Annotated in this window: 16 protein-coding genes and 1 tRNA gene; 7 read left to right on the plus strand and 10 right to left on the minus strand. The window is 70.8% G+C overall.

Translation table 11 applies throughout. The features are described from left to right. Positions 1-177: 177 nt before the first annotated feature. On the minus strand, positions 178-5,970 hold the full coding sequence (locus VQH23_RS06520) for a cellulose binding domain-containing protein (protein WP_338664822.1): 5,793 nt from the start codon (positions 5,968-5,970) through the stop codon (positions 178-180). Positions 5,971-6,068: 98 nt separating this feature from the next. On the opposite strand from VQH23_RS06520, the gene VQH23_RS06525 reads away from it, so the two are divergent. Beyond that, positions 6,069-6,992 carry a LysR substrate-binding domain-containing protein gene (locus VQH23_RS06525; protein ID WP_338664823.1) on the plus strand — a complete coding sequence of 308 codons (924 nt, stop codon included), beginning with the start codon at positions 6,069-6,071 and terminating at the stop codon, positions 6,990-6,992. Between the two features lie 166 nt (positions 6,993-7,158). On the opposite strand, the gene VQH23_RS06530 is transcribed toward VQH23_RS06525, so the two are convergent. The 6 genes from VQH23_RS06530 to VQH23_RS06555 form a co-directional block, all read right to left on the minus strand. Further along, positions 7,159-7,728, minus strand: a complete 570-nt coding sequence (locus VQH23_RS06530; RefSeq protein WP_338666064.1) for a site-specific integrase — start codon at positions 7,726-7,728, stop codon at positions 7,159-7,161. Between the two features lie 6 nt (positions 7,729-7,734). Beyond that, complete coding sequence (locus tag VQH23_RS06535; protein WP_338666168.1) at positions 7,735-8,247, minus strand: hypothetical protein; 513 nt, start codon at positions 8,245-8,247, stop codon at positions 7,735-7,737. Further along, on the minus strand, positions 8,193-9,419 hold the full coding sequence (locus VQH23_RS06540) for a DUF6538 domain-containing protein (RefSeq protein ID WP_338664824.1): 1,227 nt from the start codon (positions 9,417-9,419) through the stop codon (positions 8,193-8,195). Before VQH23_RS06540 ends, VQH23_RS06535 begins: the two co-directional genes overlap by 55 nt. A gap of 27 nt (positions 9,420-9,446) precedes the next feature. After that, positions 9,447-9,521 (minus strand) — tRNA-Gln (locus VQH23_RS06545). Positions 9,522-9,576: 55 nt separating this feature from the next. Beyond that, entirely contained in the window at positions 9,577-10,446 is an 870-nt protein-coding gene (locus VQH23_RS06550; RefSeq protein WP_338664825.1) for a 4-(cytidine 5'-diphospho)-2-C-methyl-D-erythritol kinase, read from the minus strand. A gap of 14 nt (positions 10,447-10,460) precedes the next feature. Then, a complete protein-coding gene (locus VQH23_RS06555) occupies positions 10,461-12,125 on the minus strand; it encodes a tetratricopeptide repeat protein (protein ID WP_338664826.1) in 1,665 nt (554 codons plus the stop codon). Positions 12,126-12,551: 426 nt separating this feature from the next. Between VQH23_RS06555 and VQH23_RS06560 the strand changes: the two genes are divergently transcribed. Then, positions 12,552-13,679, plus strand: a complete 1,128-nt coding sequence (locus VQH23_RS06560; RefSeq protein WP_338664827.1) for a PA0069 family radical SAM protein — start codon at positions 12,552-12,554, stop codon at positions 13,677-13,679. A gap of 103 nt (positions 13,680-13,782) precedes the next feature. Here the strand turns inward: VQH23_RS06560 and VQH23_RS06565 are convergent, their stop codons facing one another. Further along, positions 13,783-14,340: a MarR family transcriptional regulator gene (locus VQH23_RS06565; protein ID WP_338664828.1), complete on the minus strand. Its 558-nt coding sequence runs from the start codon at positions 14,338-14,340 to the stop codon at positions 13,783-13,785. A gap of 246 nt (positions 14,341-14,586) precedes the next feature. Here VQH23_RS06565 and VQH23_RS06570 point away from each other — a divergent pair, with 246 nt between their 5' ends. From VQH23_RS06570 to VQH23_RS06580, 3 genes are all read left to right on the plus strand, one after another. After that, a complete protein-coding gene (locus tag VQH23_RS06570; protein WP_338664829.1) occupies positions 14,587-15,564 on the plus strand; it encodes a tripartite tricarboxylate transporter substrate-binding protein in 978 nt (325 codons plus the stop codon). Between the two features lie 10 nt (positions 15,565-15,574). After that, positions 15,575-16,606, plus strand: coding sequence for a carbon-nitrogen hydrolase family protein (locus VQH23_RS06575; RefSeq protein ID WP_338664830.1), 1,032 nt, complete (start codon positions 15,575-15,577; stop codon positions 16,604-16,606). Between the two features lie 71 nt (positions 16,607-16,677). Further along, positions 16,678-17,715 carry a phenylacetaldoxime dehydratase family protein gene (locus VQH23_RS06580; protein ID WP_338664831.1) on the plus strand — a complete coding sequence of 346 codons (1,038 nt, stop codon included), beginning with the start codon at positions 16,678-16,680 and terminating at the stop codon, positions 17,713-17,715. Between the two features lie 136 nt (positions 17,716-17,851). Here the strand turns inward: VQH23_RS06580 and VQH23_RS06585 are convergent, their stop codons facing one another. After that, positions 17,852-18,760, minus strand: coding sequence for a LysR family transcriptional regulator (locus VQH23_RS06585; protein ID WP_338664832.1), 909 nt, complete (start codon positions 18,758-18,760; stop codon positions 17,852-17,854). 129 nt (positions 18,761-18,889) lie between these two features. Here VQH23_RS06585 and VQH23_RS06590 point away from each other — a divergent pair, with 129 nt between their 5' ends. Next, positions 18,890-19,504, plus strand: a complete 615-nt coding sequence (locus tag VQH23_RS06590) for a glutathione S-transferase (protein WP_338664834.1) — start codon at positions 18,890-18,892, stop codon at positions 19,502-19,504. Positions 19,505-19,631: 127 nt separating this feature from the next. Next, positions 19,632-20,510 carry a pyridoxamine 5'-phosphate oxidase family protein gene (locus tag VQH23_RS06595; RefSeq protein WP_338664835.1) on the plus strand — a complete coding sequence of 293 codons (879 nt, stop codon included), beginning with the start codon at positions 19,632-19,634 and terminating at the stop codon, positions 20,508-20,510. Positions 20,511-20,582: 72 nt separating this feature from the next. Here the strand turns inward: VQH23_RS06595 and VQH23_RS06600 are convergent, their stop codons facing one another. After that, positions 20,583-21,095: a MarR family transcriptional regulator gene (locus VQH23_RS06600; protein WP_338664836.1), complete on the minus strand. Its 513-nt coding sequence runs from the start codon at positions 21,093-21,095 to the stop codon at positions 20,583-20,585. Positions 21,096-21,100: the final 5 nt, after the last annotated feature.

A 21,100-nucleotide genomic window follows, 5' to 3' on the forward strand; every position in this document is an offset into this window, starting at 1 on the left:
TGCCATCCCCGAGAAGCGGACGCGCTTGCTCAGTCACCGGGAAGTGGTGGGTAGACCTTTGATTATGCCAACTGAGCCACCTATCGGACGAGCGACCTGTAGGACGGCCAGCAATGCCACCCCTGGACGACATCACCGAGTTGGCCCGGGCAGGCCCACCCGCCCGGGCCGCCGTGCCTAGCCCAGCAGGTGGAAGTCGGAGCTGCTGAGCTGCAGACCGTTGCTGCCGCTATAGCTGGCGTTGAAGCCGAAGCTGGCAGTGCCGCCTCCCGACACGGTCGCGTTCCAGTCGAGGGAGGTGAAGACGATGTCTCCCTCGCCGTCGCGGCTGGCCGTGGCGCCCCAGACGCTGGTGGTGTCGACCTTCACCCCCGAGGCGACGTCCAGCTCGACCTGCCAGCCCTCGACAGTTCCTGCCCCGGCGTTGTGCAGAGTGACGTTCTGGTTGATGCCGCTCCCCCAGTCGTTCGTCCGCTGCGCCTCGACCCGCATGGCGGAGGGCGTCGGGGTGCCGGGCGCGCGGTCGAGGTCGTCAAAGGCGAAGGCGAAGTCCTCCGCATCGAAGCCCGCGTCCTGAACCTGAAGCGTGAAGGTCAGCACGTCACCAGCCCGCAGCGTCGGCTTGTAGGCTTGGCCCAGGGTGGAGATGGCGTAGTCACCATCCGCGTCCGGCCCGACGGTCACGCTCCCGTTGAACCCGCTCGCCCAGGCGCTGGTGACCCGACCCGCACCCTCGTAGTTTGGCATAATGGCCCAGGCCTTCACCTCGCCGCCGACCAGATCGGCCTCCTGCACCGTGTAGCGGAAGGTGGCGTTGAACCCGCCGCCCCAGGACGGATTGTACCAGTCGTTCACACCGATGACCTCAAAGCCGCGGCCGCCCTCCTCGACATCCTGCACCGCGACCATCATCGCGTGCTCGGTGACGTCCACCCCATCGGAGGCTCGGACGACCAGGTCGTAGAGGTTGTCGCCGTCGGCATCCGTCGGCCGCTCGTAGTCTGGCGCGGCCTTGAAGCGAAGGTGCCCATCCTCGCCGATTGCGAACAAAGCCCCGTCGGTGCCGCCCAGCGAGAAGGTAATGGCGTCGCCCTCCCCATCGCTCGCCAGGATCGTGGCCACCTCGGCCCTGTTCTCCTCCAGGATCACCTGGCCGGGGGCGGAGACCACCGGCGCGTCGTTCACCGGCGTGACCGCCACGACAACGTCGGCTTGGGCCGGGCCGGCACCGTCCTCCCCTCCATCGGCGAGGATGACGCTGAAGCCGGCCGCCGTCGTCTCGGACCCGTCGTGCCGGAAGGAGACGAGACCGGCAGCGAGCTGCGCCTGGGTGAAGCTCGACGCCGCCACGCCCTCAACCAGGACCTCGCCGTGCGTCGCCGCGCCGACCGTGAAGGAGAGTTCCTCGGCACCGTCATCGGGGTCCACAGCGGCCAAGTCGGCCATGGTCAGCACTGCCACGCCACCCTCGACCACCTCGAGGCGCAGGTCGCCAGCGATCGAGGGCGCGTCGTTGAGGAGGCTGACCACCGCCACGTCGTCGAAGGAGACGCCCTTGCTGCCCCAGGAGTAGAGGCCAAAGGTGCCGCCCGACAGCGCCCGGTCCTCGATGGGCAGCGGGAAGATGGCCTCGCCGTCCAGGTAGGCCGTGATGCGGTGGTCGAGGACATCGACCCGCAGGTGCGATTCCTTGCCGACTGCGTAGCCGCCCCAGGCCTGCCCCAGCACCTCCTCGATGCCGTTGACGAGGCGGACGAGAGTCCAGACGCCACGCTGGGCGTCGAGTTCCATCTTATAGTGGTTGCCGGGGTCCTGGTAGTAGAAGACGAGGCCCACCCCGTCGTCGTCGGGGGTGTGGAAGCGCGCCTCCACCGAGTAGTCGCGCCAAGCGGCCGCCTTGCCGTCCTCGGGCTGGTAGAGCGCCGTGGTGCCCTTGCGCAGCACGAAGGTGCCATCGCCGAGCGGGCTCCATCCCTTCTGCCAGTTATCAGGGTTGCTGGGACCGTTGGCGACCAGCTGCTCGCTGTAGATGTTGGAGTTCTGATACAGTCGGCCGTCCTGAACCCGCCAGTCCGAGGGCCCTTCCAGCGTGCCCTCGTCCAGGATGCGCCAGGAGGAGCCGAGCGAGCCGCTCCCGAAGCCCTCCCGCATCAGCGTCTCGCCGTCGCCGACGATGTCGAGCGCGACGAGGTCGCTGCTCGTCCGGCCGCCCGCGTCCGTGACCTCCGACGTGACGCTCTCGGTGCCGATGGCGAGATCGAGGACGGCATCCCGCCCGGTGCCGACCACCTGACCGTCCACCAGCCAGCGATAGGCGATGATGTCGGCAGGGCCGAACGAGTGGGCCGCGCTGACGACAACCTGGGCCGTCTCGGCCCCCGCCCCGGCGAAGACCCGCATCGCTGCCTCGCCATGGGCCGTCAGCGCCAGCTTATTGACGACGACGTTGTCGAAGATCGAGCTCTTCTGCCCGCTGGACAGGACCCCGACCGTGCCGCCCGAGAGCGGGCTGCTGTCGAGCACCGGGCCGCCGAAGACGCTCCGGTCATCCAGCAGCACATCGATCCGGCCCTCGCTGACCACCACAGAGAGGTCCAGGGCGTCGTTGAAGCGGTAGCCGGCGCGAACCTCCGCCAGGACCGTCTCCACCCCGCCCTGCACCCGCACCAGCTCGCGCTGCATGGTCTGGGTGTTCATGGTGAAGCGGTAGTGGTTGCCCTGGTCCTGGTAGTAGAAGGCGACCCCGATCTCGTCGTTGTCGGTGGAGGTCAGCGTGACGTCGTAGCGGTAGTCCCGCCAAGCCTCCGCGCCCTGACCCTGCCAGAGCAGGACCTTCCCGACGGCGTCGGAGCGGTCGTGCAGCGCTCCCTCGCCAGGCTGGGCGCCGGGCGCGTTGACGCTGCCCTTCACCGACCAGCCGTCGAGATAGGTGCCGGAGGTGGAGCGATCCCACAGCTCCAGGCTGCCGGCGCCGTAGCTCGGCGCCAGACTGCCGCCGGTGAAGTCGAACTGCACGGCGTGGGCCGAGTCGACCGCCGAGGGCGCCACGATGCCGCCCGCCCGTGCGCCGCCGATCGCACCGATCTCCGCCGTGGTCAGCACGCGGTCGCTGAAGAACACGCTGTTCACCTGCGCCGGAGCCGTCTCGAAGTTCCACTGATAATGGCCCTCATCCGTGAAGATGAAGAAGCCCTTGGCGGGGTCGATGGCGTAGCGGCTCGCGTCCATCGACTGCGTGCCGACGAGCTGGCCCTCAATGTACTTGCTCAGGGTGACCGTGCCGTCGCCCTTGTCGGTCACGGTCAGCGCCACGCGCTGCCACTGGTCGGTTTTGAAGGTCCCGGTGTAGCTGCCGTTGATGCCGATCCCGCCGGACATGTTCACCAGGAAGTCGGCGTCGCTGACGTTGGTAGGGTCGGTCTGCAACAGGGCGAGCCAGTGCCCTTTGGCCGCCGGCGCGAAGACGTCCACGATGAAGGTATAACTCTTGATCGGCCCACCGTCCGCCGGCCCGAAGCCTGGCTTAATGAGGTAGCCCTGGTCGGCCGGGGTGGCGGGGATGTCCATGATCTCGTCGACGCCGCCCGGCATCGGGGCGGAGCCCAGCTCGTCCGTGGTGCCGAACTCCGTGTGATCGAGGATGCTCTGCGGCTCCACCACCGTGAAGGCGCCGTTGCCCAGGCTCGGCGCGAAGGGAGCGTCGGCCCCGAAGTCGAACTGCAGGGCGTGACCGCTGGAGGGTGGTGCCGTAAGGATGCCCTGGGCCTTGGCGCCGCCCAGGGCCTCGATCTCCGCCCGGCCCATGGCCCGGTCGGCGAACAGGATGCTGGAGACGAAGCCCGGCTGCGTCTGCAGGTCGGTGCCGTTCGGGGCGTTGTCGGAGAAAACGAGGAAGCCCTTCACCGGGTCGATCGCGTAGCGGCTGGCCGGCATGGACTGGGTGCCGACGAGGACGCCGTCAATGTACTTCGCCAGGGTGGCGTTGCCGCCGTTCGTCTCGGTGACCGTCAGGGCGACCCGGTGCCAGGCATCGTAGGTGAAGCTGCCAGTGTAGCTGCCGCTGATTCCGAGACCGGCGGACTTGTTGATGAGGAGGTCCGCGTCGTTGGAGCTGGACTGCGCCGGATCCGTCTGCAGCAGGGCGAACCACTTGCCCGCGTGCTCGGCCTTCACCAGCATGTCCAGCACCAGCGTGTAGCTGCGGATGGTCTGCCCGGCCGCGGTGCCGAAATCCGGGCGGATCAGGAAGCCCTCGAGCGTCGGCGCCGTGGCGGGGAAGCCCATCACGCCGCCCCCGCCGCCGGGCAGTGCCGGCAGGCCCAGCTCTTGTGTCGAGCCGAACTCGAGCGCCTCGGAGAAGCTCGGCACCGGCACCGGTCCCCAGCCCCGTGCATCGCCGTCGTTGAAGTTGTCGGTCAGCAGCGTGCCGGGACCGGAGACGACGAGCAGCATCTCGTCCTGTGTCACGCGCCCGTCATGGTCGGTCACCACCAGGGTCAGGGTGTGCTTGCCGGCGGCCAGGTCGACCTTGGCGACTGCCTCGGTGGAGAGCACCCGGCCGTCCGCGTCCCGCCACTCGTAGCTTGCCGCCAGGCCGCGGTTCAGCGTTCCGGTCCCGTCGAGCTCGACGGAGGCGGTTCCGCCGACGGTCCTGACGAACTGGTCGGCGCCGGCATCGGCCTGGGCCCGTAGCTCCGGCGCCTTCAGGTCCAGACCGCCGATCGTCTCCTGATGGCCGCGGTAGGGGCCGGTCAGCCCGTCACGGTCCAGCTCCTCCTTGCCGCGGTAGCCGGTCAGGTACTCGTCGCGCTCGGTGATGTAGGTGTCCATTGAGATGGTGCCGGCGTCGGGGTCGATGACCAAGAGGCGGATCGCCCCCTCGCCGCCCCGGGAAATCAGCTCGGTCGTGGAGCCGTTCTGGTAGTCGGCCATGATGTCGGCCACCGCGTTGCCGTGCTGCGAGTAGGTGATGTTGGTTTCCGCGCTGTCGCCCAGCACGTGGCCGGAAAGGGTGATGACGACGTTGGGGTACCGGCTGGTCAGCTGGCGATAGACCGCCTCGCCGTCATTGGCGCCCTCGGCGCTGTTCCCGACGCCGTAGCCCTGGACCGGCGCGGCGCCGATCTGACCCGCGAAGGCGTCGCTACGCCCGGCATAGGTGGTCAGGGTGTGCGATGCGATGATGACGCGGTGATCGAGGTGGCCCTCGATGACGTCGCCCGCCCAGCGCAGGACGTCGTCGCGCGGGGCGAATTCCATCGAGAGGACCAGCCACTTGGTGCCGTCCGGCGCCTGGAAGGTGTGGTAGGTGTTCGCGGAGCGAGTAGGCTCCCGGTCATAGACGCCGCCGAAGGTGTCCGGGTTCGTTGCCGCCTGCTTGTCGGGCGAGAAGATCGTGTCCAGGTAGTCCGTGGAGTGGTTGGCCGCGCTGCCGCCGGAAGCCTGGTCGTGGTTCCCCGGCAGCATGGAGTACGAGATCTTGCCGTCCAGCCGGCGGAGCGCTTCCTCGGCGATCTTCCACTGGGCCGCGTTGTTGTTGTCCGTGATGTCGCCCACGCCGACGACGAACTGGATGTTCCGGCTCTCGGCGTTGTCGACCAGCCAGTTCGTCATGTCGCCGAAGATGTGGTTCAGGGCCGGGTTCGAGGTGTAGTTCTGGGTGTCCGGCAGCACGGCCACGGTGAAGGCGTTCTCGCCCGCGACATGGACCCGGACGTTGTCCGTGACAGTGTTTCCCAAGGCGTCCGTCCCGGTCACCACGAGGTCGGAGAAGCCGTGCTCTCCCGCACGCAGCGTCAGGACGCCGTCGAGGATCTCCGCATCAACGACATCACCATCACTGTTCTTCAACGTGAATGTCATGCTGCTGTCGCCGAACGCGGCCTTTAGGTCGACGCTCCTCGTCTCGTCGACGCCGGTGCGCAGCAGCATGTCGTTCAAGGGGTTCGCGTGGGCCATGGCGTCGGTCATCCGGAAGAGGGTCGGGATCAAAGCTGGCGCCAGACCTAGATGTGATGCTTCGGGGCGACTAATAGAAACGGCTAATGAGTCTCATAGGAGCTGTGGTCATGAATGACGCCCAGCTTCGATGCTTCCACGTCGCCGCTGCCGAGGGCTCCTTCACCCGCGCGGCCGTGCGGTTGAACGTGAGCCAGCCCACGATCTCGGCGCAGATCGCCGCCCTCGAGAAGGGGTACGGGGTCAAACTGTTTCGGCGGGTCGGCCGCAGCATCGAGCTGACGGAGCTCGGCGGCCAATTGCACAGCATCACAGGGCGGCTCTACGCGGCACAGGACGAGGCGCGCGCCCTGCTCGGCAACCAGCGCAAGCTCGTGGGCGGCCATCTTCGGATCGGCGCGGTTGCGCCCTTCCACGTGATGCCGATCCTTCAGAAGCTGAAGAACATTCACCCCGAGGTCACATTCTCGCTGCGGTTCGGTAACTCGACGGCCATCCACAGGGCGATGCTGCGCTACGAGATCGACATCGGAGTGCTGGCGAACATCAAGGTCGGCGACGCCAGGCTGCACGTCCAGTTTCTCCGCCGGGACGAGATCGTCCTTCTCATGAAGCACGACCATGCGCTGGCCCACCGCGCCCGCGTCACCTACCAGGACCTCCAGAACGAGACGCTGATCATCCGGGAGGAGGGCTCCACGACCCGGAGCACCTTCCTCGATGCGGCGGCTGCGGCGGACCACCCGCTCACCCGCTTCGTCGAGATGGAGTCCCGCGAGGCGGCGAAGGAGGCCGTCGCGTGCGGCATCGGCATTGCGCCCGTCCTGCGGTCAGAGGCGGGGCAGGATCAGCGGTGCAGGATTGTCTCAATCGTCGCACCCGCTCCGCACTTTGACGAGTTTGTCGCCTGCCCCGCCGACCTCCAGCGCATGCCGGTGGTTCGCAGCTTCCTGGAGATCGCGGCAGTGGTGGCGGCGGAACTGGCCGTCCCTGAAGGCCCGAGGGTAAGGCGCCTCAATGCAGCGGCGCCGTAGGCTGTCTTCCCACTTGAGGGGTCGCTAGAGCAGATTTGGGTCAACACCTTTGAGGATGTTCCTGTCCGCTCTGTCGTAACACTTTCTCCGAAGCAGCCGTTCCGCTTCCGGCCAGACCCAGCATTTCGGATCACCGCAGCGAGAGCCCTGTTTGGGTCGATATCGGTCATCGGTTCTGAGGGAGCGCAGCGCGGTCATTCAGCAGCTTGAGATTCAATTCGGGGTACCGAAGCAGTTCCATCGCGCTGGCGAGTTCTGCATTGGGCAGGCCGCTGTTGTACGTTCCTCCTGTCATGCTGTTCCCCTGCCTATGGCCGAGTAGCGTCCGGATGATCGGTTCAGGAATCTTGGCGGCAAGAAGCCGCGTGTTCACGCCGTGGCGCATGGAGTGGAAGTCCTGGCCCTCCTTGTAGGCGCCCACGGCGCGACGGTACTCCGTCCACCACTGGGTGAAGCCGTGCCCGTAGCTCTTGTCGGGCCCGCCTCGCCTAAAACATGGAAAGAGGAGCCGGGACCCGCTTTGCCGCATCTGCCGGACGTAGTCGAGAAGCCCAAGTTGCTTCAGGGCGCCGTGAACGGGAATTCTGCGCACGCTGCTCGGGGTCTTCACGCGTGCGCGCCTTCGATCATGAATCGCTCCGATCGACATGATGTCGACGCCATCTTCCGTCACAATGTCATCAGGCCGGAGTTCGAGGAGTTCCTCCAGGCGTTGGCCTCCGTAGAGCGCAACCAGTGGAACCTAGTAGCGAGCATCGCGGACCAGGGTAGTTCCAGCGACGTAGCGCTTCTCGACATGGTCGCCGAATCCGCTGAAGACCGGCCCGTGGAAGATGGCGGTAAGGCGATCATCCTCGAGCTGCCTGCGGTCAATGGTGGCGTTGGCCTTGACGTACTCTTTGGTGAACCTGACTGCCACGAAGGGTGTGAGACCCTTCCGGTCGATGGCAAGCTGCTCGCCAACGAGGGTCTGCAGGCTTGTGAAATGCTTGTTGATCGTGGCTGGTGCCATACGGGGAACTTGCGGGGCATCATCAGGGTCGGTTCTGTTGACAACTGCGGTGCACGACGACATCGCGTCGTCCTCGTTCGCCGCGAGGATGGCCTCGCGGGCAGTCATGTTCCGGTACCGCTCGCCTTTGCCGTGTTGGCTTGGCACACGGCTTAGCTCCGTCACGAAATCCTGGCAGGTTCTCCTCGTTATCGCGTTGATCTCAAGGTCGCCACAGAGTTCGCCGAAGAGACGCCTGGCCACGTTCTAGTCGCGGATTTGCTTCGCGCCGACCTGATCGGCTGGGCGGGCTTCAATTGAGGGTATGGCAGCCGCAGACGCCTCATGAAGCGGGGTGCAAATGCAGGATTGCCCGCTTCCGCAGGTGCTGCCGGTGTCACCACCTCCTGTTCGCCGTCGCTCACCGACGTCACCGCCGTCTCCACGATGCTGGCGTCGAGTGTCACTCCGGGAGTACCATCGGCAAGACCGCTCTGGATGAACAGGTCCATTACCGGATCGGCCTCGGGCGCCGGGTACTTCCCACGGTCACGTCGGGCGTCGTCACGCGCGACTTCGGCCAGCACTTGGAGCGCATACCGAAGCATGATGCGCCGTGTTGCGGGCTCGAAGGTCATGCCCTCCTCGGCCTCGAACCTCCCCAGGTGCTCCTCCGCAAGGTCGGTGTCGTTGGCCAGCAGCGCCCTTTCGAAGAAGCGGGCCCGTCCTTCGGCGACAGCCGCACGCCAGGCCGTCTCGCCCAGCAGGCTCGTCCGTATCAGCGACTTGTCCGCGCCTGCGACCAGGGCGGAGGCCAGCTCCCCGGCCGCGACGCCATAGGACTTGCCAGAGGTGTCAGAGCCGGGCGCGAGCGCCTCCGTGAGGCGTGCCAGCAGTCCGAGAGGGAGAGGTTGGCCGAGAACGCCCGGCTGTTCCGCGAAGGCGCAGAGATCCTGACCCAGGTTGCCTCCGATGGTCCACTCCGCCACTAGGGCATCGCTGCCCCTGACACCGGCTGGCCGGGCAGCCCGCTCTGCCTCGCTCCAGGTGACAACGCGTTTGCGGAAGGCCGAGAGGGCCTGGCCAACCGTACCAATCTGCCCTGCCGTCGCGCCCATCGGCACCGCCACCAGTCGCTCGAACTCAGCGTCGAGAGGAGCGGCACGAAGCACCGCGACCCCCCTGTCACCTGTCCCCAGGGCTATCTGGATGTCCCGAAAACCGCACGTGGAATCGTCGGTTCCAAAGTGCCGCAGCAGGCCCTGGGGCAGCCGCCGCCGCCAGATCCACCGGCCGCCCCGCAGGGCGAGGTGGACGGTTCGGCGCCGCGGCCGCCGCCGGGTGGCGTGGACCGTTGTGTGACGCTGTTGTGTGACATCGATGTGTGACACGGGCCGCCGAGCCGCCTCCAAGGGCTGGATCGCCGACGCAAACACCTGAAATCAAACTGAAATCCGATTCGCTGGTTGGGGCGCCAGGATTCGAACCTGGGAATGGCGGTACCAAAAACCGCTGCCTTACCGCTTGGCTACGCCCCACCGGAGCCGGCCGGAACATGTCCTCCCGCGCGGCCCGCGTAAAGCCCTCCGGTGCCTATCCGTGGCGCACCGCTCCGCCCCAACGCCACCAGCCCCCGGGCAGCTGCCCGGCCGCGCGCTCCGCCGCCCCCGCATCGGCGAACAGCGCGAAGCAGGTCGCGCCGGACCCGCTCATGCGCGCCATCAGCGCCCCGGGCAGGGCGCGCAGCGCCGCCAGCACTTCGGCCACAGGGGGGCACAGCGCGACCGCTGGCGGCTCCAGGTCGTTCCGCAGGGCCGAGAGGCCCGCCGCCAGCCCCGCCGCGTCCGCCCACCTCTCCGGCAGCGTCGCGGCGGGGGAGAACCCGCCCTGCCGCGCCCTGAAGATCGCCGGCGTCGCCACGGCCACGCGCGGGTTGGCCAGCACCATCCCGAAGCCCGGCAGGGCGGGCGCGGGCGCCAGCACCTCCCCGATGCCCCGCATCAGCGCCGGGCGGGAGGCCAGGCACACCGGGACATCGGCCCCCAGCCGCAGCGCCAGCGCCTCCAGCCGCGTCGCCTCCATCCGCAGGTCCCAGAACCGGTCCAGCACCCGCAGCGCTGCCGCCGCGTCCGCCGAGCCGCCGCCGATGCCGGAGGCGACGGGAAGCCGCTTCTCCAGCCGCAGCGCCACGCCCGGCAGATCGCGCCCCGCCGCCTCCGCCAGCAGCCGCGCGGCCCGCAGCACGAGGTTGTCCGGCTCCGCCGCCAGCCCGCCCGCCTCCGGCCCCTCGATGGACAGGGTCAGCCCCTCGCCGGGCGCGGCGGTCACCCGGTCCGCGGCGCCGGCGAAGACCACGAGGCTGTCCAGCAGGTGGTAGCCGTCCGGCCGGCGCCCGGTCACGTGCAGGTGCAGGTTGACCTTGGCGGGCGCGTTCTCGGCCAGGGTTCCGGCCGCTTCCGGCATCGAGAGCACGGGCGTCAGCGCAGCGCGGCAGCGGCGGCGGGCAGCCCGTCGCGCATCTTCGCCTCCAGCCGCCCCGTCTCGTCCGGCTCCGGGTCCAGCCCCAGCGCCCGGCGCCACTGGAAGCGCGCCTCGGCGTGCCGCCCGGCCGCCCAGTACACGTCGCCCAGGTGGTCGTTGATGGTGGCGTTGCGCGATTCCAGCTCCGCCGCCTTCTCCAGCCAGATGATGGCGCCCTTCACGTCGCCCAGGCGGAACAGGGCCCAGCCCAGGCTGTCCGCGATGTTCCCGTCCCCCGGCCGGGCGGCCACGGCCTTCTCGAGCATCGCCCGGGCCTCCTGCAGCCTCTCGCCCCGCTCCACCCAGCCGTAGGCCAGATGGTTCAGCAGCGCGGGCTGGTCCGGCGCCAGCGTCAGCGCCTGGCGAAGGTCCGCCTGCGCCCCGCTCCAGTCCCCCGCCTGCTCCCGCGCCATGGCGCGGGCGTGGAACAGCGGCCAGTCGGCGGGGCCGGGCTGGCCCAGCCGGCCGATGGCGGTGCCGTAGGCGCCCACGGCCTCGGCACCCCGCCCCTGCCGGCGCAGCATGTCTGCCATGGCCAGCTGCGGCTGCGGCGCCTCCGGGTGGGACTCGGCCAGGCGGCGCAGCAGGGCCATGGCCTCCTCGCCCCGCCCGAGCCGGCCGAGCAGCGCGGCCCGGCGCAGCGCGACGAAGGGCGCCATCCCGTCCTCGGCCGGGATGCCCTCCAGCACCGCCAGCGCGCCCGCCACGTGTCGCTCGTCGGCCATGCTCTCGGCCGCGAGGATGCCCGCGGGGGCGAAGCCCGGCCGCAGCCGCTGCGCGAGGCGGGCGAGGATGAGGGCGAGCTCCGGCGCCCCCTGCCCGCGCAGCGCCGCCCCCAGCGCCACCTGCGCCTCCGCCATCCCCTCCACCGGGGAGGCGACAGCCCGGCCCGCCAGCGCCGCCCGGCGCGCGGCGGGCCCGGCCGTCATCGCGATGTCGTCGGAACCCACCGCCATGGCGTCGAACAGCCGCGCCCCGTCCACCTCCCGCCCCGAACGGGCCAGGATGCCGGCGGCGATGGTGGTCAGCCGCATGTTCGGCTCCTCCGCCTCGGCCACCGCGATGCGGATCAGCCGCTCCGCGTCCCGCGGGCGGTTGGCCACGTCGGCGATCATCGCCCCGTGCAGCGCCGCCACGCCGCGCAGCGGCCCGCCCTCCGTGAAGGGGCGCAGCGTGGCGAGGGCGGTGTCGGTGCCTCCGCGTCCCGCCTGGGTCCAGGCCAGCAGCAGCGGCTGCAGGATCTGCGCGCTGCCCTGGCGCGGCAGGGCGCGGATGCGCGCCTCCGCCCGCTCCCACCGCCCGGCCTGGGCATCGGTGCCGGCCAGCAGCAGGGCGGCCAACTGGCTGTCCGGCAGGCGCCGGGCCAGGCGCACCGCCTCCGGCCGCCCGTCCATCACGGCGGCGTTGAAGGCGCGGGTCAGGATCTCCGGCTCGTCCGGCTCGGCGCCGAGCGCGGCCAGCAGCGCCTCGGCCGCCACGCCCGCATCGCTCTCGTTCGCGGCCAGCCGGCCGGCCAGGTAGGCGCCGAACACGCCCTGCGGCTCCGGGCCGGGCGCCGCCGCCGGCGGCGGGGAGGGCCGTCGCGCGGGCCCGGAAACGGAGGAGGCGGCCTGGGCCAACACGGGCGCCACCTCCTCGGCCGGGGCCAGCCCACCCGGCCCGTCGCCGGCCGCGCATCCCGCCAGCAGGGCCGCTGCGATCAGGGCCGCCCGGCCGCCCGGCCCGAGCCCGACGCCCGATGCCCCCGCGAACCACTTCCTGACGTGGCTTGGGCCCCTGCCCGGGCGGGCTAAGGGGAAGGACCGCGGGGATACCTCGAAGGCCATCATGCGACGCAGCGTAGGATCACCTGCCCGTGAGACGCCAGCCTTGCCTTGCTTCCGCCACTCTGTCGTCACCCTGCGTTACATTCCCGTGATGCTGGGTTCGGGCAGAGCTGCAGTGCCCATCACGATTCTCACGCATCCGTTCTCTCAATGTTCTTGACGGGGTGCCCCACCTGCCCCCAAATCACGGGGAACACAGAGAGAACGCGATCGGAGGCCACCATGCCGGACGGCAGCCTGGGCAGCCCCCTTCTGAACCGTGGCAGCACCTTGCCGGGCCTCCGGCGCGGCCGCGGCGCCTTGTCCAACCCGGCCAACCGCTTCGAGCGCACCCGGGCCGACGCCTTCGACGACGGCTGGGGCACCCTGGCCGAGGCGATGGCCGACCTGCCGCCGCTGGCCACGACCCTGACGCGGGACGCCTCCCGCTCCGCCCTCTCCTGGAACGACAGCCCGGACCTCGGCTTCGACCGCTCCATCAACCCCTACCGAGGCTGCGAGCACGGCTGCATCTACTGCTACGCCCGCCCGGCCCATGCCTGGATCGGCCTCTCCCCGGGCCTCGACTTCGAGTCCCGCCTCCAGTTCAAGCCCGAGGTGGCGAGCCTGCTGGAGAAGGAGCTCCGCAAGCCCGGCTACACCCCCCGCCCGATCGCGCTGGGCGCCAACACCGACCCCTACCAGCCCGTGGAGCGCACCCTCGGCCTGACGCGGCAGGTGCTGGAGGTGCTGGACCGGCACAACCACCCTGTCACGGTCGTCACCAAGTCCGCCGGCGTGCTGCGCGACCTCGACATCCTGTCCCGCATGGCGCAGCGCAACCTCGTCCAGGTCTGCCTCTCCGTCACCACGCTGGACCACCGCCTGGCCCGCATCATGGAGCCCCGCGCCGCCACCCCGCTGCGCCGCCTGGCCGCGATGCTGGAGCTGCGCCGGGCCGGCATTCCCGTCGGCGTCCTCGCCGCGCCGATGATCCCCGGCGTGAACGACGCGGAGCTGGAGAAGATCCTGGAGGCCGCGCACGCCCACGGCGCCCGCGCCGCCGGCTACGTGCTGCTGCGCCTTCCCCTCGAGATCCGGCAGATGTTCGAGGACTGGCTGAACGCCCACATGCCGGACCGCGCCGCCCGCGTCCTCGCCCTGGTCCGGGAGACCCGCGCCGGGAAGACCTACGACTCCCGCTTCGGCATCCGCCAGACCGGCACCGGCCCCTACGCCGACATGCTCGCCCGCCGCTTCGCCGTGGCGATGAAGCGCCTGGGCCTGGACGGCGCGCGGGAGAACGGCTCGCTGGACTGCAGCGCCTTCGCGGTGCCGGGGGCGGAGCCGCGACAGCTGGAACTCCTCTAGGGGCAGGCGGCCCCGGTCGCGGTCCCGGACGGGCGGCAACCGGGGGCGGAGCCGCCTGTACCGCGGCCCCTACCCGTGCAGGTCCGGCACCACGGCCGATCCGTCACGGGAGAGGATCCTGCTCCCGGCTCCGCTTGGCCGGGCGCATCAGCTCCCGCACCTTTTCCCCCTTGCGGCCCATCCGCGGCACGTTGTGCCGGAGTTGCCGGAGGGCATCGATCAGCCCCTCGATCTGGACCGCCGAGAGGCCGTCGGCGAGCCTGGCATGGCGCTCCATGATCTCGCCGAACATGGCGCCGTGCAGCGCGCTGCCCTCCGGGGTCAGCGTCACCGCCAGCTTGGTCCGTGCATCCCCCTTCATCCGCTCGATCCGGACGAGGCCGCGCCCCTCAAGGACGCGGAGCGTGCGGCTCACCGCGGCCTTGTCCAGCTCTGCCTCCGTGCTGATCGCGTAGGCGCTGGCCGAGCCCTCGGACGCCAGGAAGGCGAGGATGCGCCACTCCAGCAGCGTGATGCCGTAGCGCTCGCGGAAGAAGACGTTCGCCGACTGCCGCAACTCCGCCACCAGCTTGGTAAGGAGGATCGGGAGGTAACGGTCGAAATCCACCACCTCGGCCGGATTCTCCACCCCGAGGGGCCGTGGCCTGCGCCGTTCAGCCATCTGTCGCGATCACCCGCTCCGGTCCTTGCCCCCGTACCATCACGGCTTCAAACCCGTTGCCAACGGGTGTCAAAACAACTATTGAATAAGCAACAAAGAGGGTTGCCGCCCGTGGCGGCGACCCGCGGAGGACATGTCGGGCGACACGCGGCGCCGAACGGCGGGGCAGCCCTGGGCGCGCGGAACCGCGCCGGCCCTGCCGATGATGGAACGTGATCTCGCAACGGGAGAGGAGTGCTCATCATCATGCTGCGCCGGCAGTTCGTCGGGATCGGCCCCGCCCTGGGGGCAGCGCTGGTCTCGACCCCCTCACGGGCAAGATCGCTCGATCTCGTCCGCATCGTCACGGGCTTCCCGCCGGGCGGCACAGCCGACACGGTGGCCCGCCGCGCGGCGGACGGCCTCCCGCCCTCCTACGCCCGCTCCGCCATCGTGGAGAACCGCACCGGCGCGGGTGGGCAGATCGCGGCCGCCGCGATCAGGAACGGCTCGCCGGACGGCAACATCCTCCTGATGACGCCGCTCGGGGTGCTGACGCAGCACCCGCACACCTACGCGCAGGTGCCCTACGATTCGCTCACCGACTTCGCCCCGCTCTCCTGCGGCGCCTCCTTCGAGTTCGCCTGGGGCGTCGGCCCCACGGTGCCGGAGGAGGTGAGGACGGTCCCGCAATACCTCTCCTGGTGCAGGGAGAACCCGGGGCGCGCCAGCTTCGGCTCCCCCTCCGCGGGCACGACCCCGCACTTCATCGGGATCATGCTGGGCCGCGCCGCGGGCGCCGAGATGACGCATGTCGCCTATCGCGGCACGCCCCCGGCCATCCTCGACATGATCGGCGGCCAGATCCCCGCGGTCTGCGGGCCGGTCGGCGAGTTCCTCCAGTACGTCAAGGCGGGCAAGTGCCGCGTCCTGGCCACGAGCGGCGCCGCGCGCAGCCGCTTCCTGCCTGACGTGCCGACCCTGGTGGAGCAGGGATATGCCGACCTCGCCTTCGAGGAATGGTTCGCCTTCTTCGGACCGGCCCGGACCCCCGCCGAGCGCGTCGAGGAGTTCGGCCGACTGACGGCAGCGGCGCTCTCCGCGCCCGCCGTGGCGCAGAGCTTCGCCGTCCAGGGCCTGGAGGTGCGGCTGAGCAGCCCCGAGGAGCTGCGCGCCCGCGTCGCGAGCGAGCACGAGACATGGGGACGCATCGTGAGGGCGGTCGGCTTCACGCCGCAGAGCTAGGGGGACGGCGATGCCGGGCCAGGCCAGGAGAACCTACCGGGTGGCGGCCGTGCAGGCCGCCCCGGCCTTCCTCGATCTCAGGGCCTCGGTCGCCCGGTGCATCGGGCTGATCGACGAGGCGGCCGAGGCCGGGGCCGCCCTCATCGCCTTTCCCGAGACCTTCATCCCGGGATACCCCTGGTGGATCTGGCACCACTCGCCCGTCTCGTCCTTCCGGCACGGCTTCTTCGAGCGCTACTTCGAGAACGCGCTGAGCTACGATTCGCCCGAGGCCGGGATGCTGGCCGATGCGGCGGCGCGCCGGGGCGTGGTCGCCGTCTTCGGACTCGCCGAGCGATCCGGCGGCAGCCTCTACATCGGCCAGTGGGTCGTCTCCTCCTCCGGCGCGACGCTGCTCCGGCGCCGCAAGCTGAAGCCGACGCACGTGGAGCGGTCCGTCTTCGGGGAGGGGGCGGGGGCTGATCTCGCGGTGGTGGACAGCGAGCTCGGCCGCCTCGGCGCGCTGAACTGCTGGGAGCATCTGCAGCCGCTCTCGAAATACGCGATGTACGCGCAGAACGAGCAGATCCACGTCGCGGCCTGGCCCAGCCTCTCCAGCGGGGAGGGGCGCCCGGTCTACGCGCTCGGGCACGAGGTCAACAACGCCGCCAGCCAGGTCTACGCCGCCGAGGGGGGATGCTTCGTCCTGGCCCCCTGCGCCGTCGTCTCGCAGGAGATGGTGGACACGATCTGCGTCGACGACAGCCAGCGCGCCGCCTTCGCCAGGGGCGGCGGCCGGGCCATGATCTACGGCCCGGACGGGCGCCCCCTCTCGGAGCCGCGGGATCCCGAATGGGAGGGCCTCGTCCTTGCCGAGGTCGATCTTGGCCGGATCGCGCTCGCCAAGTCCGTCGCGGACCCGGCCGGGCACTACGCGCGGCCGGACGTGACGCGGCTGCTGCTGAACCGCGCCCCGGCGCCGCCCGTCATGGACTGGAAGCCGGCCGAGGACGCCCATCAGGCCGCGGGCTGGGTCTCCGCGGAGGAGCCCCGCGTCCCCTGAGGGCGCGCCCGAACTCGGGCGCCCCCTCTTCCCGCTGGCTGGCGGCCATCACACCCGATCGAAGGTGACAGATGCATCCAGAAGAGCCCCCGGCGCCCGCCGGCCCAGGGCCCCGGGCGGATTGGGAACCGCCCTACCCCGCCCACTCCTCCCGGTTCGGGAGCGAGGTCCGGGATCCCGTCATCTCCTACGTCGCGTGCCAGTCCCGCTCGGAGGATGCGCTGAGAGAGGCAACCAACCTCCTGGAGCAGTTCCTGGGCAGGGCGGAGGGCCCGGACTTCCACGAGCGCTCCGCCTTCCGGGACGAGCACGGCTTCGTCAACGAGGTCTTCGCCTGCTACTGGCTCGACCGGGACCGCTACGACGCCTGGACCACCGCCAGCGGCTTCGCGGTCTGGCTGCACCACCCGGACCGCCTCGCCTCCGAGGTCGGCGTGTGGCAGGAAACGATCCTCGTCTCCCTGGACCGCCTCGAGACGATCGCGGGGCGTCCGGACTACGGCATCGCCCGGGCCGCGGCCAACCCCGGCGAGACGACCCGGGCCCACGCCTATTTCGGATCCATGCGGCACCGGATCGGCGCGGCGGCGCGGGCGCCCCTGGACACGCCTCTGGACACCCCCTTGCCGCACCGGCCGGCCGCGGCGGGCCGCCCGACGCACGGGTTCCTCCTGCGCGTCCGGCCGCCGGCGAACATGGCGGTCATCAGGTCGGGGCAGGACTGGACAGCCGTGGGGGGCGACGAACTCAGGACCTATCTGGACGAGGTCCACCCGAGGCTCCTCGAGGGCATGGCCTTCCTGCGGGACCAGCCCGCCGCCACGGGCTGCCTCTCGTGCCGGTTCATGACCGAGAGGGGGCCGGACGGAGGCGAGGCGTCGAGGTCTTCCGGCCTGGCGATGTTCCTCTCGCTGCGCCACCTGGAGGAGTGGTCGAGAGGCCATCCGACGCACCTGGCCATCTTCAACAGCTTCTGGGCGATGGTGCGGAAGCACTGGGACGGCAGGAACCTCCGCCTCTGGCACGAGGTCTGCGTGCTACGGGAGGACAATCCGGACTTCGTCTACGTGAACTGCCACGAGGCGACCGGCCTGCTCCGCTGGTTCTGATAGGGGGCCCGTTCCGCGTCCGCTCCGTGCCGCCCAGGCCGCGCCCGGTCGGCCCCATGGGGCGGGCCTCCGCCCCGCGCTTCGGCCGCGCCACGCGCAGCGACCGGGACGGGTGCGAGACCGGCCTCGGACGCGCTCACGGTGGGGCGGGCTGAAGGAAGCGGTTCCCGCGCAGCCGCTCGACCGCGAGATCGACGAAGGTGCGGATCTTCGCCGAGGGGCGCCCTCCCCCGAGATGCACGACGTGGACGGGGACGGGCGGTTCCTCGTGCTCCTCGAGAAGGAGGGCGAGCCCTCCCTCCGCCAGCGCGGGCGCGACTTGGTAGGAGAGCAGCCGCACGATCCCGTGCCCGCCCAGGGCGGCCTCCAGCGCCGCGTCCACGGTGTTGCAGACGAGCCGGGGCCGCAGGCTGACCACCGTCCTCCGCTCCGGCCCGAAGCGCCACTCCGGCAGCAGGTCGATGCCGGTCGATCCGATCACGGCGTGGTCGCGCAGGTCGCGCGGCGCGGCGGGTGCGCCGTGCCGCGCCAGGTAGGCGGGGGCGGCGCAGAGGACGCGCCGCACGCTGCCCACCCTCGCGGCCATGAGGCCGGAATCCGGGAGGTGGCCGATGCGGATCCCGACATCCGCCCCTTCCTCCAGCATGTTGATGACCCGGTCCACGAAGAGCGCGCGCAGGGTCACCCCGGGGTGGCGGGCCATGTACTCCGTCATGACGGGCAGGACGTGCAGGCGCCCGAACTGGACGGAGGCGGTGACGGTCAGGGTCCCGGTGGGCGTGGCGTAGGATCCGGCGGCGGCGGCCTCTGCCTCCTCGATGTCGGACAGGATGCGCCGGCAATCCTCCAGGTAGCGCTGCCCGGCCTCGGTGAGCCGGACCGAGCGGGTGGTGCGCTGGAGGAGGCGGGTTCCGATCGTCTCCTCCAGCGCGGCCACGGCCCGCGTCACCGCGGGCGGGCTCATGCCGAGCCCCCGCGCCGCCCCCGTGAAGCTCCCGCACTCCGCGGTCCGCACGAAGACGCGCATGGCCTGCCAACGGTCCACGGCGAAGCCTCCTCTCCCGGCAGCCCCTGATTATTCCATCCTACGCATCAGTGCAGTTCCGATAACGCGGCTTCTGTCAGGCTCCGGAAAGGACTTCCATGCCAGGGAACCCTGCCACGGAGATCCCACGTGAAGCTCCACTCCCTCGAACTGTCCGGCCATGCCCATCGGGCCCGGCTGTTCCTCTCCCTCCTCGGCGTGCCCTACGAGCTCGTCGAGGTCGACATGGCCGCGGGCGAGCACAAGTCGCCCGCCTTCCTCGCCCTGAACCCCTTCGGGCAGGTCCCGGTCCTTGAGGACGGGGAGGTGGTGGTCCCCGATTCCAACGCCATCCTCGTCTACCTCGCCCGGAAGCTCGGCCGGACCGACTGGCTGCCTGAGGACCCAGCCGGCGCGGCGCGGGTGCAGCGCTGGCTCTCGGTGGCGGCCGGGCAGATCGCCTTCGGCCCCGCCGCCGCCCGCCTCATCACCGTCTTCGGCGCGCCGTTTCGCGCCGAGGAGGTGATCCCCCGCGCGCACGCCATTCTCTCGCTCATCGAGGCGGAGCTCGGCGCGCGAAGCTGGATCGCGGCCGACCGGGCGACGATCGCCGACATCGCCCTCTACAGCTACATCGTCGCCGCGCCCGAGGGGAACGTGGACCTCGCCCCCTACCCGGCGATCCGCGCCTGGCTCGCCCGCGTCGAGGCACTGCCGGGCTTCCTCGCCTTCCCCCGGACCGCGGCAGGCCTCCATGCCGCGTGACCTCGTCACCGGCGCGGGGCCGGACGACCGTCCCTCGCCCTGGCACGCCGGAGAGGTGGCACTGCAGCGGGAAGCAGGGTCGAGCGAGCAGTTAGAGGCAATGGGCCGGAGAATCATCCGCGACCACATGCCCGATCAGCACAGGCTGTTCTTCGCGGGGCTTCCCTTCGTCGTCATTGGGGCGGTGGACCCGGAAGGCCGGCCCTGGGCCACGCTCCGCGCCGGCCGGCCGGGCTTCATGAGCTCGCCCGATCCCCGCCACCTGCGCCTCGACCTGCCGCGCGACCCGGCTGACCCGGCGGATGCGGGGATGGAGGATGGCGACGCCATCGGCCTTCTCGGCATCGAACCGGCCACCCGGCGCCGCAACCGCATGAACGGAACCCTCCTCCGCGACGGGCCCGGCGCCTTCACGGTGCGGGTGGAGCAGAGCTTCGGCAACTGCCCCCAGTACATCCGACAGCGGGAGGTGCGCGCCCTCCGCGACCCGCGCGCGGCACCCTCCGCGCCGCCCCTGGTCACGGAGGGGCCGGACGAGAGGGCCCGACGCATCATCGCCGGCGCCGACACCTTCTACGTGGCGAGCTTCGCCGATCCACCCGGGGGAGGGCGGCAGGTCGACGTGTCGCACCGCGGCGGGCGGCCGGGCTTCGTGCGGATCGGCGCGGACGGCGCGCTCACCATCCCCGACTTCTCCGGCAATCGCTTCTTCAACACGCTGGGGAATCTGCTGGCCAACCCGCGCGCCGGGCTCGTCTTCGTGGAGGACGCGACCGGCGACCTGGTGCAGATGACGGGCCGAGCGGAGGTGCTGGCCGACTCCCCCGAGGTCGCCGCCTTCCCGGGCGCGGAGCGGCTCTGGCGCTTCGAGCCGGGGCGGACGGTGTTCCGGGCGGCGGGGCTGCCGCTGGCGCTCCCGCCCGTCCCCGGCGGCTGGTCGCCGCAGACGCTGCGGACGGGGAACTGGGCGGGGGCGCCCGACCTGCCCGACCCCGCCCGGACCTGAGCGCAGAGCGCCGCCAGAACGCGGTTCCCCGGGCGCCGCGGGCTGGCTGGGGCCGGTGGAACCGGGCCCGCCTCAGTCGCGCGGGAGGGGCCGGCCGCCGCTCATCCCCGGGATGTTCTCCCGCACCCGGCGGAGCAGGCTGAACAGCGTCTCGGCGTCGCCGGGGGAGAGGCCGTCCAGCAGGCGCTCGTGGCGCAGCATGATCTCGTCGAACATCGCGTCGTGGAGCCTTCTCCCGGCCGGGGCGAGGTCGATGACGAGGCTGGGCCGGCGGGTGCGCGTGCCCGGGAGGATCGTGACGAACTCGCGCCCCTGCAGGCCGCGGAGAGCGCGGCTGACGGCGGCCTTGTCCAGCTCCCCCTCCGTCCAGATCGTGTAGGCGCTGGAGGGCCCAGCCGCGGCCAGGAAGGACAGGATGCGCCACTCGATGAGGGTCACGCCGTAGCGGTCGCCGAAGAAGGCATTGGCCGAGATCCGCAGCTCGCTGACGAGCTTGGACAGCACGGTAGGCAGGTAGCGGTCGAAGGCCACGGCCTCCCCGGCGGGCCCTTCGGTGACGGGGGCGTAGATGCTGTTCCGTGGCATGCGCG

This window comes from Pararoseomonas sp. SCSIO 73927 (genome assembly GCF_037040815.1).
Classification (GTDB): Bacteria; Pseudomonadota; Alphaproteobacteria; order Acetobacterales; family Acetobacteraceae; genus Roseomonas.

Excerpts from the sequence above, each read along its gene's own strand:
- VQH23_RS06520 (WP_338664822.1), bottom strand. The coding sequence starts at position 5,970 with ATGACCGACGCCATGGCCCACGCGAACCCCTTGAACGACATGCTGCTG.
- VQH23_RS06525 (WP_338664823.1), top strand. The coding sequence starts at position 6,069 with ATGAATGACGCCCAGCTTCGATGCTTCCACGTCGCCGCTGCCGAGGGC.
- VQH23_RS06550 (WP_338664825.1), bottom strand. The coding sequence starts at position 10,446 with ATGCCGGAAGCGGCCGGAACCCTGGCCGAGAACGCGCCCGCCAAGGTC.
- VQH23_RS06560 (WP_338664827.1), top strand. The coding sequence starts at position 12,552 with ATGCCGGACGGCAGCCTGGGCAGCCCCCTTCTGAACCGTGGCAGCACC.
- VQH23_RS06565 (WP_338664828.1), bottom strand. The coding sequence starts at position 14,340 with ATGGCTGAACGGCGCAGGCCACGGCCCCTCGGGGTGGAGAATCCGGCC.
- VQH23_RS06570 (WP_338664829.1), top strand. The coding sequence starts at position 14,587 with ATGCTGCGCCGGCAGTTCGTCGGGATCGGCCCCGCCCTGGGGGCAGCG.
- VQH23_RS06575 (WP_338664830.1), top strand. The coding sequence starts at position 15,575 with ATGCCGGGCCAGGCCAGGAGAACCTACCGGGTGGCGGCCGTGCAGGCC.
- VQH23_RS06580 (WP_338664831.1), top strand. The coding sequence starts at position 16,678 with ATGCATCCAGAAGAGCCCCCGGCGCCCGCCGGCCCAGGGCCCCGGGCG.
- VQH23_RS06595 (WP_338664835.1), top strand. The coding sequence starts at position 19,632 with ATGCCCGATCAGCACAGGCTGTTCTTCGCGGGGCTTCCCTTCGTCGTC.
- VQH23_RS06600 (WP_338664836.1), bottom strand. The coding sequence starts at position 21,095 with ATGCCACGGAACAGCATCTACGCCCCCGTCACCGAAGGGCCCGCCGGG.